The sequence below is a fragment of the Cyclobacteriaceae bacterium genome (assembly GCA_025808415.1).
Classification (GTDB): domain Bacteria; phylum Bacteroidota; class Bacteroidia; order Cytophagales; family Cyclobacteriaceae; genus UBA2336.
The window spans coordinates 2,617,997-2,633,752 of the sequence record CP075525.1 but is presented as its reverse complement, the minus strand read 5'-3'; the positions used below and the strand labels follow the sequence as shown (position 1 = coordinate 2,633,752).

Below are 15,756 nucleotides of genomic sequence, written 5' to 3'. Positions count from 1 at the left end.
TTTCTATGGCTTTACTCATCCTGGTGGTTGTATTCATTTTTCAAAGGTTTAATTATGCGCAGTTGATCGGTTCAACACTAGACTTTCAAATTGAAAACCCCACTACTGTTTTTGTGGTTAATAAAACCATACGCCTTGTACTTAACGACACCGCCTGCATGCTTTTGATCTTCGTTTTATTCAGGCAACGCAAATACTTGACTCTTGCATTTTATCTGTTCCTGGTTGAATTATTTTTTCTGTTACCGTTTTACTTATACGTCAAACTTTCCCTGGAAGGCGACTCTGAAATTTCTTCCCCGCTGCTTTCGCAGGTTCATCGCCTTATCGTAAATCCGCTACTGATGTTTTTATTAATGGCGGGTTTTATCTACCAGCGCATCCGTACCAAAAATGCTTAACTTTCGCCTTGTTAAAGCAAGGCATGCGCTATTCCATTCCCCTTTCGTATAATCCGATCAACGTTCCGCGGTTGACGGAAGTCTTAAACCGCTATCAGGGGGTTCATCACAATCAGCTCATAACGGATTTTGAATCGGCAATGTGTTCGGTTACCGGTTCGTCATTTGCGGTGGCACTCAATTCTGGTACGGCAGCCATTCACCTGGCACTTAAAGTTCTTGGCATTGGTGCTGGCGATTATGTTCTGGCACCCACGTTTACCTATGTGGCCACGATAAATCCTATACGTTATTTAGGCGCTAACCCGGTCCTGATTGACTCGGAGCAAATCACCTGGAATATGGACCCAAACTTAGTGGAGGCTGCTATTTTAAGACTTAACGCTGAAGGGAAAAAACCTAAAGCTATGGTAGTGGTTCATACCTATGGCATGCCGTGCCAATTGGATAGGTTGCTGGAGATTGCCAAACAGGAAAAATTATATCTGATTGAAGATGCTGCAGAATCCCTCGGCTCAACGTACAAGGGGAAAATGGTGGGCACCTTTGGTGATGTCGGTATTTATTCATTCAATAACAACAAGCTGGTAACCACCTATGGCGGTGGGGTAATGGTAACAAAAAACCAGGAATTGGCTTCAAAAGTGCGGTTTTGGGCTAATCAGGCCCGCGAAGACCTGTCCTATTATGAGCACCGGGAGATTGGCTACAATTACGCGATGAGTCCCTTATGTGCGGCAGCAGGCATATCACAAATGCCTGATTTACAGCGTAATGTAGATAAAAGACGATCGAATTTCGCCAGCTACAATGCGGCACTGCAGCCAATAGGTCTACTTTCTCAATCCGAGCTACCGGGAGCGTACTCAAACCGTTGGTTTTCTGCTTTTTTATTTCCTGATAGGGCAACCAAACAAAGAGTTACTGCTGCCATGCACGCTGCTGGCATTGAAACACGGCCCTTATGGAGGCCAATGCACCAACAACCAATATTTCAGAGGGTACATGTGGTAAGCCAGGGCGTTGCGGAAGACCAATTCAATAGAGGCATTTGCCTGCCCAGCGGAGAATTGCTTACCCCAGAAGAATTGGAGACTGTTTTGGCTTTGGTTAAAGCTGAGATTTAAGGGGTTACATTGGGTGCAACGCTGGGCATTTAGTATATTAAATGCCTTTAAATCGGGGTAATTTGATTACTTTTGTTGCTAATATCTGAAGAGAAGTACCATGATTAGATCGTTGTTTGTTGTTTTATGTTTTGCCTCTCTCATTTTTACCGTTCACGCCCAGGTCCAGTCTAATGGAACCGGGGGTGGCAACTGGAACAATCCAGCCAGTTGGCAGGGAGGCGTAGTGCCTGATTTTACGTTTGGCACAATAACCATTCTTGCGGGCGATCAAATAAATGTTAATGCAAATTTCACGATTGATCAAACCATTGTTCAGGTAGGTGCAACGCTTTACGTTGATCCTGGTGCAGTATTAACGATCAATAACGGTGCAGGTACAGATATTACTGTAAATGGTAACTTGATTGTTGAAGGTCAATTTGTTTTGGCCAACGGATCAACCCATGCCGGAATGACATCTGCCAACACATCATTCCTTGCAGGTTCTATTTACAGGCATCAATTTACCACCACACAAGGCGTGATTCCCTTGGCAACTTGGGACGCAGATTCGGAAGTGGTTATCGAAGGTTATACAAGTGCGTTTACAGCGACTGCTGCTGGCAATTGGGGGCAGGATTTTGGAAACTTTACTTGGAATTGCCCGGCACAATCAGGTGTTGCAACCCTGGCGGGATTTTTGGTTTCGATGAATAACGTTGATGTACTCAGCACAGGAAGTCAAATCCTAAGATTATCGGTAAATCAGAATCCTACGATCAACATTGCGGGTAACTTAACTATTGATGGAGCCGCCCGGGTTGATTTCTCTACAACGGGCACAAATACAATTGTTAATATTGGTGGTAATCTGATTTACAATTCTACCAACGCAACAGGAGGAGGCACACGTTTAACAACAACAGGCACGACTACCATAAACCTTTCAGGTGATTTTACGATGAATGCACCGGGTGGGCAGTTTAACTTTGCGGGTGGTGCCAATGGTACAGGTACACTTGATATTTCCGGCAACTTCGATTTGCAAAATGGTACGGTTACGGAAAGTGGTGGAGGCTCCGCAAATGGAAACATTGTTTTTTCTGGTACTGATATTACCCACTTGTTCAACAATGCAGGGTTAATCTCCAATACAATTAATTATAGTATCCCTGCCTCTAATACCCTATTTGTATTGGGTGAGTCTCAATTGCGCGGAAATGCCAATAGCTCTTTGACAGTGAACGGAACGCTGGTTGTTCAATCTGAAAATGGTACGGGTGCGATATTCACAGGAGCTGGAACGGGCGTTGGAAATGTGAGGGTTACCAATAGAACATATAATCCCGGAGCGGTTATCATTTATGGCGGCACAGGCCCGCAGTTTATTGGTAATGGCCAGCCGAATGCCACGGGCACGTTAACCGTTATTAACAATCCGGCAGGTGTATCGTTAAATAACACATCTGCGGCCACCGTTACCATTGGTGGTAACCTGGAGGTACAAACCGGAAACCTTACGGTTGAATTAGACGGATTAGATGTTGGCGGAAATTTAAACTTGTCTGGTGGTAATGTTCTGTTTACAACGGTTGGAACAGCCCGAACAATTACAGTTGGTGGAAACATACTTTTGGACGGAGGCGATATTGTCGTATCCAGTGGTACGGCTAATGCAACCCTGATTATCAATGGTGATATAACCGGTGGTAATTTTATTTCATTTACAGGGGCCAATTCTAACCTGATAATTAATGGAACGGGGGATTTAAGCATCGACTTCCCATTGCCTGGTGCAACCACTATTGAAGCGCTTACGGTTAATCGTGCTGGCGGTGGACTAATAACTTTTAATGAGGATTTGATCGTAACCACGGGCACTACCCTTACAGCAGGCCGTATTCGAATGAATGCAAACCTAACAGCAGGCGGGGCGTTGAACTTAGGGGCCGGAACAACCTTGTTTTTTGAAGGCCAAACCCTTGAACTACGCAATCAACTTACCGGTACAGGTCTTTTATCTGCTGATGCCAGTTCAACTTTAAACATCCTTAACACGGGCACATTAGGCACACTCTCTTTTTCACCAACGGGGAATACGCTTGGAACGTTTTACATCAACCGGCCAACAGCCGGCACACTGGTAACGTTAAATTCTCCTTTGTTGGTTGAGAATACCTTTACCTTACAAGATGGTGATTTCCTCAATACATCGGGGTTATCGTTTGGCAACGGGGCCGATGTAACCCGTTTCAATACTGCGTTGTTTTCTGCCGGTAGCGCTGTTCCCGGTGGTGGCCCTTATAATCTGTTTTACTCTGGCACTACCTTAACAGCAGGAGTTGAAGCGCAAGGGAATATTCAAAATCTCACCAGCAACCTTACCGGAACGTTAACGGCTGGCGGATCCATAACTGTAGCAGGTACCACATCGATTAATAGCGGAACCTTTGCTTGCGGTGCCAATACAATTTCTACAGACATACTCAATTTATCGGGTACGTTAAATGCACAAACCTCAACCTTGGTGCTCACCGGTAACTTTATTAATAACGGAACGTTCAACCGTGGCACTGGTACAGTTCGGTTTGATGGTAACTCTTCAATTGGTGGTTTGAACAATCCCGCTTTTCAGAATGTAGTTATCAATGGCATATTAACACCTCCCTCTACTTTTAACATTCACGGTGCTTTTACAAACAATGGCTTGTTCAATAATTCAGGCGCAGGAATCGTAGCATTTTTGGGGACCGCGGCTACTCCGCAAGTCGTGAGTGGTTCAACGGTTACAAATTTCCACAATATCAGTGTGTCCAATACATCTGCGGTACCCGATGTAATTATCGAAAGCAACCAGAATATGACGGGAGTTTTAACCTTGGCCGCAACAGCAACTTTTGATGCGGACGGAGCTGCGAACAACAGGATATTCACCATGATTTCCTCCAGCGATGATCCAACCGTTGACGCAGCCATTGCTATTTTCCCCAATGCGGCTGCCCAGGTACAAGGCAATGTAACCGTGCAGCGGTATATGTCGTTGGAAGGCCCCAACAGTCGTATTTACCGGTATATCTCTAGCCCTATACAAAGTGCAACGGTAGCCGATATCCAGAATGAGATACCCGTTTCGGGATCATTTACGGGTTCAAGTGTTTGTACAGGTTGCACCGCCAATCCCTCCATGTTCCGTTATGATGAGACAGTAATAACAGGTGGAATTGATGATGGCTATGTAGCTTTTCCAGTAACATCCAATGCCGAAACGCTTACACCGGGAAGGGGCTATGCTATTTTTGTTCGTGGAAACATTGAACCATTTTTATCGGCAGGCTCAGCACTTTGGAACGTGCGCGGCCCGGTAAATCGCGACAACGTAAACTATGGTGTTACGTTTACCTCCAGCGGTGTTCCCGCCAATGATGGCTGGAACCTTGTAGGTAATCCGTATCCCTCAACAATGGATTGGGATGCTGCGACAGGCTGGACACGTACGAATATCAGTGCAACAATATATACCCGTAATAACGCCACCGGGCAATACGCAGTTTATACTTCCGGTTCAGGAGGGCTCAACGGTGGGTCACGCTACATTGCTATGGGTCAAGGATTTTGGGTGCAAGCTACTGGGGCTGCTCCAAATATGGCCACTAATGAAAACGTAAAGGCTGCCGGAACACAGACTACATTCTTCAGGGAGCGCTCCGAGTACAATCTGCTGAAATTGGCATTAACCAATGGCTCTCTTCGTGATGAAGCTATTATCCATTTCCGCGATGATGCCACCGATGGTTTCGATTTTCATGCTGATGCCTGGAAACTGCCAAACAATACACTCAATCTGTCAACCGTGGTAGAAGGGGTAGGAAAGTTGGCCATCAATTCGTTAGGGGATTTTAACTGTGCAAAAAATGTTAAGCTTGATGTTTCCAGTGTAACACCGGGTAATTATTCAATCGAGTTTTCATCTATCGAAACTTTCGAATCCTACATAGGATTGTTCCTGGTTGATAATTTCTCAGGTAACGAAATTGACTTGCGCATGCAATCTTCCTATGCCTTCCAGGTTACGGCTAACCCGGCAAGCTATGGTAATAACCGTTTTGCAATCAGGTTTACTGGCGCAGAGGTGAGGAGTGATTTCGTTGTTGAAGCAGATGCTGAAATTTGTCAGGGAAGTGAAGTACAAATAGCGATTGATAACTCACAACCTAATGTAATGTATCGTGTGTTTAAGGGCTCGGTTGGCGTAAGCCCTGAGGTTACCGGAAATGGAGAGATCATTACAATAAATTTACCTTCCAGTGTTTTATCCGCAGGCACATCGAATTTGGAAGTGAGGGGATATATACCGGGTTGCAGTATAAAAAAGATAGTACCGGTAACTGTGCACGAGACTTATCAGGTTATTGATGCACAGGGTGCTGAACGTTGTCTTTCCGGTACCGTTGAATTGTCGGTTGCCAATACAGTCGGCAATGTTTTGTGGTACGATAATTTTTCATCAACAGAACCGGTAGGTTATGGTGTAGCGTTTACTACGCCTGCATTAACAGGAACAAAAACCTATTACGCTTCTGTAGAAAATAGTATTGGTTGTGAAGGTGAACGTGTGGCTGTACAGGCTACAATCCATCAGTACGAGATAGCTGAGATCAGCCAAATAGGAAACACACTTGCTTCAAATTATGCAACGGGTAATCAATGGTTATTTAACGGCAGTATTGTTGCGGGTGCCACGGAGCAATTTTATCAGGCTGAAGAATCCGGATTGTATGCCGTACAAGTAACCACCACCGGTGGTTGTATAACGGAGGATGATGTTCAATTTATATTTACGGCCGTTGAAACAACCCATGACCGTACAATCCGCATTTTCCCGAACCCTACTTTTGGTAAAGTTTATCTTGAAGTTGACTCCGATAGGCCGGTTAACGTGAAGGTTTTTGATGTTTCCGGTAAGGAAAAGGTGGATGTTGCTTTGCGGGGCTCGGGAGTAACAAAGTCAGGTGAATTAGACCTTACTTCCGGTTCTGATGGAATTTATATATTGCATATACTGAAAGGTGATTTGATTCATCAAGTAAAAATCATTAAGACCAGCAAATGAAGACCCGCGTTTTAATCACATTTATTTTTGTTTTCCTTTCATCACTTGCCTGGGCTCAACCCGGTGACCCTTGCCCGGGAGGTCCCCCTTGTGATCCTGACGTACCCATTACCGGTATTGAGTGGTTGCTTGCAGCCGGTGCTGCGCTGGGCATCAAGCGGTTTATGGGGCGAGGCAAAAACAAGGAATAAGCGCACGGCCTGTGTTCTCCAGACTCATTCATAACCTAAAGATATTACCGCGCTGGGTCATTATCTGCATAGACCTGGTGATACTTGCCTTCTCTACCTTACTGGCTTACCTGCTTCGTTTTAATTTTTCTACAGCTGATTTAGTAAGGAATGACTTTGAAATTGGTATTGCCGTTTATACAATAAGCGGTGCGGCTGCAATTTTTATTACAGGAAGTTACCGGGGGATAATCCGGTACACGGGTATCCAAGACGGGGTGCGAATTTTTTATATGCTCCTGATCAATGTGGCGTTGGTTTGCTTTACTAATCTGGCCTTTCATTACAATGTGCAACACAACCTGATACCCTATTCGGTAATTTTTATCAGCTTTTTATCTTCTTTTTTGTTCTTGTTTAATTACCGGCTGTTGGTCAAATACTTTTTTTCCTATTACAGGAATGCTTTATCTAAGCGAAGTAACGTTTTGATTTATGGTGCCGGGCAATCGGGGATGATTACAAAACAGGTAATCGAAGCTTCATCTAATTTACGCGTGGTGGGTTTTCTGGAAGATGATACCAATAAAGCCGGTAAAGCCCTGGCGGGGTCAGCTATTTATTTCAATCGATCAAAAGCGAATATTGAGGATCTTTTAATATCCCTTAACGTGGATGAATTGGTGATTACCGTTAAAGACCTGCCTTTTGACCGTAAATCTGAAATTGTAGACTCTTGCTTACGTCATCAGGTAAAGGTTCGTACGATACCCCCAATTGAACGATGGGTTAGGGGAGAATTAAGCCTTAATCAAATTAAAGATATCAATATCGAAGACCTTCTTGGCCGTGATGCAATCCGATTATCGAATGAGCACATTAACCGTGAACTGTCCGGAAAGGTAATTCTGGTGACCGGTGCAGCAGGATCAATTGGCCGTGAGATAGTATTTCAAATTGTTAATTACCGCCCGATAAAGGTAGTGTTGATCGATCAAAATGAATCAGCTTTGTATGAGCTTGAACGCGATTTGAATGTGGTTGCTTCTGCGGTTGCTATTTTTCCTTACCTGGCAGATATAACCAATCATGAGCGTATTGATGCTATATTCGAAGAACATAAGCCTCATATTGTATTCCATGCTGCTGCATACAAGCATGTTCCGGTAATGGAAGGAAATCCTTCTGAAGCAGTACTGTGCAATATTCTGGGCACTAAAAACCTGGCCGATATTGCTGTTAAAGTGAAGGCCGAGAAGTTTGTGATGATTTCAACCGATAAGGCGGTTAACCCTACCAATGTTATGGGCTGCTCCAAACGTATTGCCGAGATTTACGTGCAGTCACTCAATAATCATCTTGGGAATACCGGTGGAAGGCACACGCTTTTTGTAACCACTCGTTTTGGTAATGTATTGGGATCAAATGGTTCAGTTATTCCCTTGTTTAAAAAACAAATACAGGAGGGTGGGCCGGTAACCGTCACACATCCTGAGATTACACGCTATTTTATGACGATAGCTGAAGCGTGCCAACTTGTTTTGGAGGCTGGGGCAATGGGTAAAGGTGGGGAGATTTTTATTTTTGATATGGGTGAGTCCATCAAAATATTGGATTTGGCCAAGAAAATGATCCAGCTTTCAGGACTGGAACCGGGGAAGGATATTGAGATTGTATTTACAGGTTTGCGCGAGGGAGAAAAGCTATATGAAGAATTATTGGGGGATAAAGAAAATACCTTGGCTACCCATCATCCTAAAATAATGAAAGCAAAAGTTTCAGAATATGCTTTTACCGAAATCAACAACTATGTTGAATTATTTTGGGACTTACTAAACGATAGGAATGAACTTAAAATGGTTGCCTTAATGAAAGAACTCGTTCCGGAGTTTAAGAGCAACTATTCGCGTTACGAAGTGCTGGATCGGAAGAAATAATTTCAAACAATCAGCTTAGCGCCTTCTCTTGTAGTAAGCCTTACGCTTTGACCGGTATAGCTTGTTGTTGGAGTTCCAAAAAACGTCATCGGGAATGTAGAATTCCAATTTCGCCTGAAGAATCATGTAGCTATCATTTTTGTCGGGGTTACCGCGTTGTGTCCCTGGCGCCACTTCTGAGAGCCCCAACTCAGGTCTTCTGTCAGAAAGTGCCCCGGCAATCGGATCGGTAAAGGCTGCTGAACCTAAGTGTACGGTACTAACGTCATCGAGGTAATCGGTGAAAGTTGTTCGCATAATTCCTTCAAAGACCAGGTTGGTAAAAGGATTGAGCATGATGCGCGTACCTAATCCGTAGGGCATAACAAAGTTGAATCTACTGTATTTTACACCTTCTGTTTGAAGGGGTTGGAGGGCATATTTTTTCCCCTGATATTCTGCGGTAGGGTTTGAGTACAGCATCCCGATACCTGCCATGGCATAGAAATTCAACCGGGGGCGCTGATAGTAACGTTGCCCGTGTGGTGCCAGGTTTATAGATCCCATGGCATTCAGCTCTATATTGCTTGCCTTAAATGATAGGTTTCTTCTTACCCGGCTTGCATCATCGGCTTTGGCATCGCTTCCTTCAATTTGAAACCAAGTTAGGTCAGAACGTACACTGATGCGGTTATTGAGGAAATATTGCATCCCGATGTTTACGGCTGGTTTGGCATCTAAGTAATCGCCAGGGTTGGCTAGTTCTCCGTAGTAAGTGGCAGTTCCAATACCCACAGAACCTATAATGGAGCGTTCCCGCCTTACCGCATAGAAGCTTTGGGCACCTGCCCACTCGGGTAAAAATAAGGCTACAACCAACAGCAGACGTAAAATCCTCATAGCAAAAGAATTATGAGCTACTAAAATAGGGTTTTTAACCCTTTTTTAAAAATGGGCTTTGCGATCAAGCCAAAACCTCTTTAACCTTCATCGCGGCATCCTTCAACACTATGGCTGAATATACCTTTAATCCGGATTGTTCAATGATTTTAGCCCCTTCTTCAGCATTTGTGCCTTGCAAACGAACAATGATTGGAACGTGGATATTACCGATTTTCTTATAGGCTTCCACCACTCCGTTTGCAACCCTGTCGCAACGTACAATACCTCCGAAAATATTGATCAGGATGGCTTTTACATTAGGATCTTTGAGGATAATCCGGAAGCCTGCTTCAACGGTTTCGGCATTTGCCCCGCCACCAACATCCAGAAAGTTCGCAGGCTCTCCACCGGAGAGTTTAATGATATCCATAGTGGCCATGGCCAACCCAGCGCCATTAACCATACAGCCAACGTTGCCGTCAAGTTTAACATAGTTAAGCCCGGCTTTTCCAGCTTCAACCTCTAATGGATCTTCTTCTGTAAGATCGCGCAGTTCGGCCAAATCTTTATGCCGATATAGCGCATTGTCATCCAGGTTAACCTTGGAGTCAACAGCCAGTATTTTGTTGTCTGATGTTTTGAGCAATGGGTTTATCTCAAACATGGAGGCATCCAAACCCATATAGGCATTGTATAGGGATTGAATAAATTTCACGCCTTCTTTAAAGGCATTACCTTCCCAACCCATCGCAAATGCAACTTTTCGTGCTTGGAAGGGTTGTAAACCGATGGTTGGATCAATCCATTCCTTTACGATTTTTTCCGGGTGAGTTTCGGCCACTTCTTCAATGTTAACACCCCCTTCGGTCGATGCCATAATAACCGGAATACCCTTAGAGCGATCGAGCAGGATGCTCATATAATATTCTTTCGGCTCTGATTCGCCAGGGTAGTAGACATCTTCGGCAATGAGTACTTTGTTGACAACCTTGCCCTCAGGTCCGGTTTGGTGGGTAACCAGGGTACCCCCCAATATAGCTTTTACCTTTTCAGGTACCTCAGCCATACTTTTGGCCAGAACAACCCCTTTTGAGCCTGTTTCCTTAATCACTCCCTTTCCACGTCCACCGGCATGGATTTGCGACTTGATCACAAACCATTGTGTGCCTGTTTCGGCATGAAGTTCCTTAGCTGCCTGAATGGCCGCCTCAGGGTTATCGGCTACTATGCCACGCTGTATAGCCACACCATATTTTTTAAGTATTTCTTTGCCCTGGTATTCGTGTATGTTCATGAATTTTTATTTTGAGGCTAAACTACTTTATTTAACCTTTTAATTCAAAGAAATCTGTGTGAATACCCCATTGGTTAAAGCTGTTGATATCGAGAAATCCTATGGATCGCTTAAAGTATTAAAGGGCATTAACCTGGAAGTAAACGCGGGGGAGATTGTTGCTATTGTAGGTGCTTCTGGCGCAGGCAAAAGCACGTTACTGCATATTACGGGCACGCTGGATACACCGGATACTGGTAAACTGATGCTCAAGGGTTTTGATGTATTCAGTTACTCTTCCAAGAACCTTGCTTCGTTCCGCAATAAATCGATTGGATTTGTGTTTCAATTCCATAACCTACTGCCGGAGTTCTCTGCCCTTGAAAATGTAATGATACCCGGATGGATTGCGGGGAAAAGCAAAGCAGCGGTAATGGATCGGGCAAAGGAATTGTTGGAATTACTTGGATTGGGTTCCAGGCTTGACCACAAGCCTTCTGAATTATCGGGCGGGGAACAGCAACGGACTGCTGTTGCAAGGGCGTTGATCAACGATCCTGTGCTGGTATTGGCCGATGAGCCCAGTGGTAACCTGGATTCAAAGAATGCCCAGGAGTTACATCAACTGTTTTTTGCTTTGCGAAAACAGCTTAACCAAACATTTGTTATCGTTACGCACAACCAAGATTTTGCGCGTATGGCCGACCGGACTATTGAAATCCGTGACGGGGTAGTGGTTTCTTAGGACTGATCAGATTTTCCTTCTTACGTATTTGTCCTGTGCTTTTTCGCCATGCTTGGTGATTTTGTTATGGTGCGAATAAGCCGGGCAGTGCGAGGTTTCAAAACTGCACGAAGAAAGTACAATACAGGTAACTACACTTAATAAAAGAGCAATACGTTTCATAAAGCCAATACTTTTGTTTTTTATGAAGCAAAAGTAGTGTGGCCGGTCATCCTGCTTTTGGTGATATAACTTGTATTCTATTTCATGTAAGACGGAAAAGCAATAATGTTAAAATACCTTCTACTCACGTTTATTTCTGGCATTTTTTACCCCTCCCTTACTGCTAACCGAGTTCTGTAACCCCTCCATAAGGCTTGGTAAAATACTTTTGTAGATGTATTATAAATACCTTATTTATAGGCACTTATATCAATAAACGGGAGCTAATTATGAGGCATTAATTTGATATAATCTTACAAGTCTACCGGTTTAGTGAGGTGATTGAATAAATGCTTAAAAAGCTTGAAATTTTTACTTTTTGAACCCTGAGTTCACATTGGGTTATAAGCTCAGGAAATAGTTCGTTTAATGCGATAGGGTTTCGATGGGTGCCTCTTCCGCCTCCATAAGCCCTGTAGCATTGATTGCGGTAAGCTTTACCCTTTTTATTTCGTTGATCAGTATGGGGTCATACTTGGCGGCTACCCGAATATAGTTTTCGGTGAAACCGTGCATAAGGCCGTTTTCAACATCGTTTTCAAAGAGCACATTAGCCTCGGTGCCTGTGTGGTTCTCGTAAAACTCCCTGCGCTTTTTATCGGAAAGTATATGGAGCATTTTGGAGCGCTCCGCCCGCTCTTTTGAGGGCACACTTCCGGGCATGGCTGCTGCCAAGGTATTATTTCTTTCAGAGTAGGTGAAAACATGCAGGTAGGAGATTTCCAACTCGTTCAGGAATTGATAAGTCTCAAGGAAATCTTCTCGTGTTTCGCCCGGAAAACCAACAATTACATCAACCCCAATACAACAGTGTGGCATAATAGATTTGATTTTCTCAACACGGCTGCTGTACAATTCACGCTGATAACGCCTACGCATCAGTTTCAGTATTTTATTGGATCCTGATTGCAGCGGGACATGAAAATGCGGCACAAAGCGTTTCGATGCAGCCACAAATTCAATGATCTCATCCGTTAAAAGATTAGGCTCTATAGAGGATATTCTAAAGCGTTCAATGCCCTCAACTTCGTCAAGTTCCCTGATCAAATCAGCGAAGCGTTCTACCCGTTTACCGTCCTGGATGCCAAAATCGCCTGTATTTACTCCGGTTAAAACAATTTCTTTAACGTCTGTTTGGGCGATTTGCTTAGCGGTTTTTGTAATGTTTGAAATGCTGTCACTTCGGCTTGATCCGCGCGCCAGCGGTATTGTGCAAAACGAGCAGGAATAGTCGCACCCATCCTGGACTTTAAGGAATGTCCTGGTTCTGTCTTGTATTGAGTAAGATGTGTTAAATGACTTGGCAGCCTCAACTTCTGAGGCGAAAACTTCTGCTTGCGGCTTTCGCACAAACCCATCCAGCAGTTCCACCAACCTGAATTTTTCGGCAGCGCCCAGCACGGCATCAACACCGGGTATTTCAGCAATTTCTTTTGGTTTTAGTTGTGCGTAGCATCCGATAATGGCTACATAGGCATCAGGTGATATGCTACGTGCCTCGCGAACGATTTTGTGGCATTTCTTATCTGCATTTTCAGTAACCGAGCAAGTATTAATAATGAATATGTCGGGGGTATCTGTAAAATCAACCTTTTTATATCCCTTTTGCTCGAACATCCTGGAGATGGTTGAGGTTTCGGAATAGTTTAGTTTACAACCCAACGTATAAAATGCTACCTTTTTCATACTTGAAGGCGCAAAGATAACAAGGCTGAGGGCCTGTTCAAATTCAGTCTACACCTGACCGGCCAGTATCCTTCGGTGATAGTTTACCTGTCCCAAATGGTAGGTTAAATGACTGGCTAAATGGATTAGAAAGAAGGTGGTAGTTATCGGGTAGCCCCAAACCTGAATGGGGTATTCTTCCTCCAATTGAGATGGATCGAGTTGCATGAGAACCTGCTTCACCGCTTCCCTGGTTTTCAGTATTTCATCCAGCAACAGATGCCTGGGAACATTACGTGCCGCGAATTCATTATCGCGGTTTCGAGCGTAGCCATTCTTACCCAGTACAGCACCAATAAAATGTTGAAGATTGCCACAAAGGTGCAGGCACAATGTTCCCCCGGAATTTTTAATATCGCCTTGTAATGCCCAGACAGACTCTTCGTTGGGGTATAGATTTATCTCTTCTTCTAGTTTGGAAAGGTCGCGATTAAATATGGTTACCAGCGAAGTGAGAAAATCCTCTGCCATAATTTTAAAGGGTCAGTAAATAGTCCTCAATGTTCTTTATTTTTTTATCCAATGCCTGGTTCACCTGGTCAAACTCTTTCCGTGAGTTTAGTTTGGTGTTTACACTGATGTAGAATTTGATTTTAGGTTCCGTTCCGGAAGGTCGCACCGAAATTTTAGTGCCATCTTCAAGATAAAACTGTAACACATCGGAATTAGGGAAATTAAGCGAAGTGGTTTTTCCTGTCTTTAGATTCTTTTCATTCAACGTATTATAATCAAGCATGCGTTCAACGGATGATCCAAGTATGGAAGCTGGTGGATTATTTCTGAACTTCTCCATCATGGCCTTAATTTCCTGTTCGCCTTGTTGTCCTTTTTTGGTGATGTTGATCAGGCCTTCTTTATAGAATCCATGTTCAACGTACATATCGATGAGCCAATCATACAGGGATTTACCTTCATCTGCGGCTGTGGCGGTCATTACGGCAAAGAATGCGCAGGCGGATACAGCATCTTTATCGCGGATAAAATCGCCTACCATATAACCATAGCTTTCTTCACCGGCTGCAACAAACTTCTGCTTGCCTTCACGTTCACCCATCAGTTGAGCAATGTACTTGAATCCGGTTAAGGTGTTGTAGCAGTCTATACCATAATTTTTTGCAATCGTGTCGACCAGTTCGGAGGTAACAATTGTTTTAGCGATATAAGTATTGGTCCGATCATCGAGATTCTTCATGATGAACCACATCATTAAACTGAAGGCCTGATTACCATTGAGGAGCACAAAATCACCTTGCTGGTTACGCACGCCAATACCCACACGGTCACCATCCGGGTCGGTAGCCATAACCATGTTGGCGCCTACCGCTTTTCCTTTGGCAATAACCATCTCCATAGCGGAACGCTCTTCCGGGTTAGGCGATTTAACCGTGGGGAAATTGCCATCGGCTTTGGCTTGTTCCTCCACTACATGAACATTGGTGAATCCTATTCTGCGTAAGCATTCTGGAACCATTGTTGAACCGGTACCGTGCAGTCCTGAGAATACAATGGGGATAGCATGATGCTTTTTGATAATTTCTTTCTTGGGAATTACCCGCAGAACTTCTGTGTAGTATGCTTCTTCAACATCAGGTGATATCGTATGAATTCTGGAGGGATCACCCTTAAACTTAACATTCTCAAAAGAGGTAATGGCGTTTACTTCCTTAATAATATTTTTATCATGGGGAGGAACCACCTGGGCACCATCATTCCAGTACGCCTTGTATCCATTGTATTCTTTTGGATTGTGAGATGCTGTAACAACTATGCCCGAATCGCATTTCAAATACCGGATGGCATAGGAGAGAAGCGGGGTAGGACGCAATGCCGGAAAGACATGGACATCAATACCATTCGCTGAAAAAACATCGGCAATTACTTGTGAAAAGTACGAACTGTTGTTTCGGCAATCGTAAGCAATCGCAACCTTGATTTGTTTTCCGGGTAAAGTTTTTAACAGGTAGTTACTAAGCCCTTGTGTAGCAACACCCACGGTGTATTTGTTCATGCAGTTTGAACCGGCACCCATTATGCCGCGTAAACCACCCGTACCAAATTCAAGGTCTTTGTAAAAGTTATCAATCAGTTCTTTTGGATCTGGATTGTCAAGCAGGCCTTGAATTTGTTTTTTTGTTCCAGTGTCTATAACAGGGCTGTTAAGCCATTGTTGGGCTTTCGATTTGACTGAGGCTAAGATGTCTGACATTTTAGAGTTATAAAATAT

At 43.9% G+C, this 15,756-nt stretch carries 12 protein-coding genes; 6 read left to right on the top strand and 6 right to left on the bottom strand.

Going from position 1 to position 15,756, the window contains the following annotated elements:
• Positions 1-5 precede the first annotated feature (5 nt).
• From KIT51_11895 to KIT51_11875, 5 genes are all read left to right on the top strand, one after another.
• Positions 6-401 (top strand): hypothetical protein, encoded by a 396-nt coding sequence (locus tag KIT51_11895; protein UYN85580.1) that lies wholly within the window; start codon positions 6-8, stop codon positions 399-401.
• Positions 402-424: 23 nt separating this feature from the next.
• Positions 425-1,528 (top strand): aminotransferase class I/II-fold pyridoxal phosphate-dependent enzyme, encoded by a 1,104-nt coding sequence (locus KIT51_11890; protein UYN85579.1) that lies wholly within the window; start codon positions 425-427, stop codon positions 1,526-1,528.
• Between the two features lie 100 nt (positions 1,529-1,628).
• Complete coding sequence (locus KIT51_11885; GenBank protein ID UYN85578.1) at positions 1,629-6,620, top strand: T9SS type A sorting domain-containing protein; 4,992 nt, start codon at positions 1,629-1,631, stop codon at positions 6,618-6,620.
• A complete protein-coding gene (locus KIT51_11880; GenBank protein UYN85577.1) occupies positions 6,617-6,811 on the top strand; it encodes a hypothetical protein in 195 nt (64 codons plus the stop codon). Before KIT51_11885 ends, KIT51_11880 begins: the two co-directional genes overlap by 4 nt.
• Positions 6,812-6,822: 11 nt before the next feature.
• Positions 6,823-8,727 (top strand): polysaccharide biosynthesis protein, encoded by a 1,905-nt coding sequence (locus tag KIT51_11875; GenBank protein UYN85576.1) that lies wholly within the window; start codon positions 6,823-6,825, stop codon positions 8,725-8,727.
• 15 nt (positions 8,728-8,742) lie between these two features.
• Here the strand turns inward: KIT51_11875 and KIT51_11870 are convergent, their stop codons facing one another.
• Together KIT51_11870 and sucC are read right to left on the bottom strand one after the other, a co-directional pair.
• Positions 8,743-9,606 carry an outer membrane beta-barrel protein gene (locus KIT51_11870; protein UYN85575.1) on the bottom strand — a complete coding sequence of 288 codons (864 nt, stop codon included), beginning with the start codon at positions 9,604-9,606 and terminating at the stop codon, positions 8,743-8,745.
• A 64-nt stretch (positions 9,607-9,670) separates the two neighbouring features.
• Positions 9,671-10,882: an ADP-forming succinate--CoA ligase subunit beta gene (sucC, locus tag KIT51_11865; protein UYN85574.1), complete on the bottom strand. Its 1,212-nt coding sequence runs from the start codon at positions 10,880-10,882 to the stop codon at positions 9,671-9,673.
• A gap of 70 nt (positions 10,883-10,952) precedes the next feature.
• On the opposite strand from sucC, the gene KIT51_11860 reads away from it, so the two are divergent.
• Positions 10,953-11,606 (top strand): ABC transporter ATP-binding protein, encoded by a 654-nt coding sequence (locus KIT51_11860; protein ID UYN88576.1) that lies wholly within the window; start codon positions 10,953-10,955, stop codon positions 11,604-11,606.
• A 6-nt stretch (positions 11,607-11,612) separates the two neighbouring features.
• On the opposite strand, the gene KIT51_11855 is transcribed toward KIT51_11860, so the two are convergent.
• The 4 genes from KIT51_11855 to KIT51_11840 form a co-directional block, all read right to left on the bottom strand.
• Positions 11,613-11,768, bottom strand: coding sequence for a hypothetical protein (locus KIT51_11855; protein UYN85573.1), 156 nt, complete (start codon positions 11,766-11,768; stop codon positions 11,613-11,615).
• Positions 11,769-12,173: 405 nt separating this feature from the next.
• On the bottom strand, positions 12,174-13,493 hold the full coding sequence (gene mtaB / locus KIT51_11850) for a tRNA (N(6)-L-threonylcarbamoyladenosine(37)-C(2))-methylthiotransferase MtaB (GenBank protein ID UYN85572.1): 1,320 nt from the start codon (positions 13,491-13,493) through the stop codon (positions 12,174-12,176).
• 48 nt (positions 13,494-13,541) lie between these two features.
• Positions 13,542-14,003: a DUF1572 family protein gene (locus KIT51_11845; protein UYN85571.1), complete on the bottom strand. Its 462-nt coding sequence runs from the start codon at positions 14,001-14,003 to the stop codon at positions 13,542-13,544.
• Positions 14,004-14,007: 4 nt separating this feature from the next.
• Complete coding sequence (locus tag KIT51_11840) at positions 14,008-15,738, bottom strand: phospho-sugar mutase (protein UYN85570.1); 1,731 nt, start codon at positions 15,736-15,738, stop codon at positions 14,008-14,010.
• Between the last annotated feature and the right edge of the window lie 18 nt (positions 15,739-15,756).

Bases quoted from the DNA above. Each gene is read 5' to 3' on its own strand.
- sucC (UYN85574.1), bottom strand. From the start codon at position 10,882: ATGAACATACACGAATACCAGGGCAAAGAAATACTTAAAAAATATGGT.
- KIT51_11885 (UYN85578.1), top strand. From the start codon at position 1,629: ATGATTAGATCGTTGTTTGTTGTTTTATGTTTTGCCTCTCTCATTTTT.
- KIT51_11890 (UYN85579.1), top strand. From the start codon at position 425: ATGCGCTATTCCATTCCCCTTTCGTATAATCCGATCAACGTTCCGCGG.
- KIT51_11845 (UYN85571.1), bottom strand. From the start codon at position 14,003: ATGGCAGAGGATTTTCTCACTTCGCTGGTAACCATATTTAATCGCGAC.
- KIT51_11870 (UYN85575.1), bottom strand. From the start codon at position 9,606: ATGAGGATTTTACGTCTGCTGTTGGTTGTAGCCTTATTTTTACCCGAG.
- KIT51_11880 (UYN85577.1), top strand. From the start codon at position 6,617: ATGAAGACCCGCGTTTTAATCACATTTATTTTTGTTTTCCTTTCATCA.
- KIT51_11855 (UYN85573.1), bottom strand. From the start codon at position 11,768: ATGAAACGTATTGCTCTTTTATTAAGTGTAGTTACCTGTATTGTACTT.
- mtaB (UYN85572.1), bottom strand. From the start codon at position 13,493: ATGAAAAAGGTAGCATTTTATACGTTGGGTTGTAAACTAAACTATTCC.
- KIT51_11895 (UYN85580.1), top strand. From the start codon at position 6: ATGGCTTTACTCATCCTGGTGGTTGTATTCATTTTTCAAAGGTTTAAT.
- KIT51_11840 (UYN85570.1), bottom strand. From the start codon at position 15,738: ATGTCAGACATCTTAGCCTCAGTCAAATCGAAAGCCCAACAATGGCTT.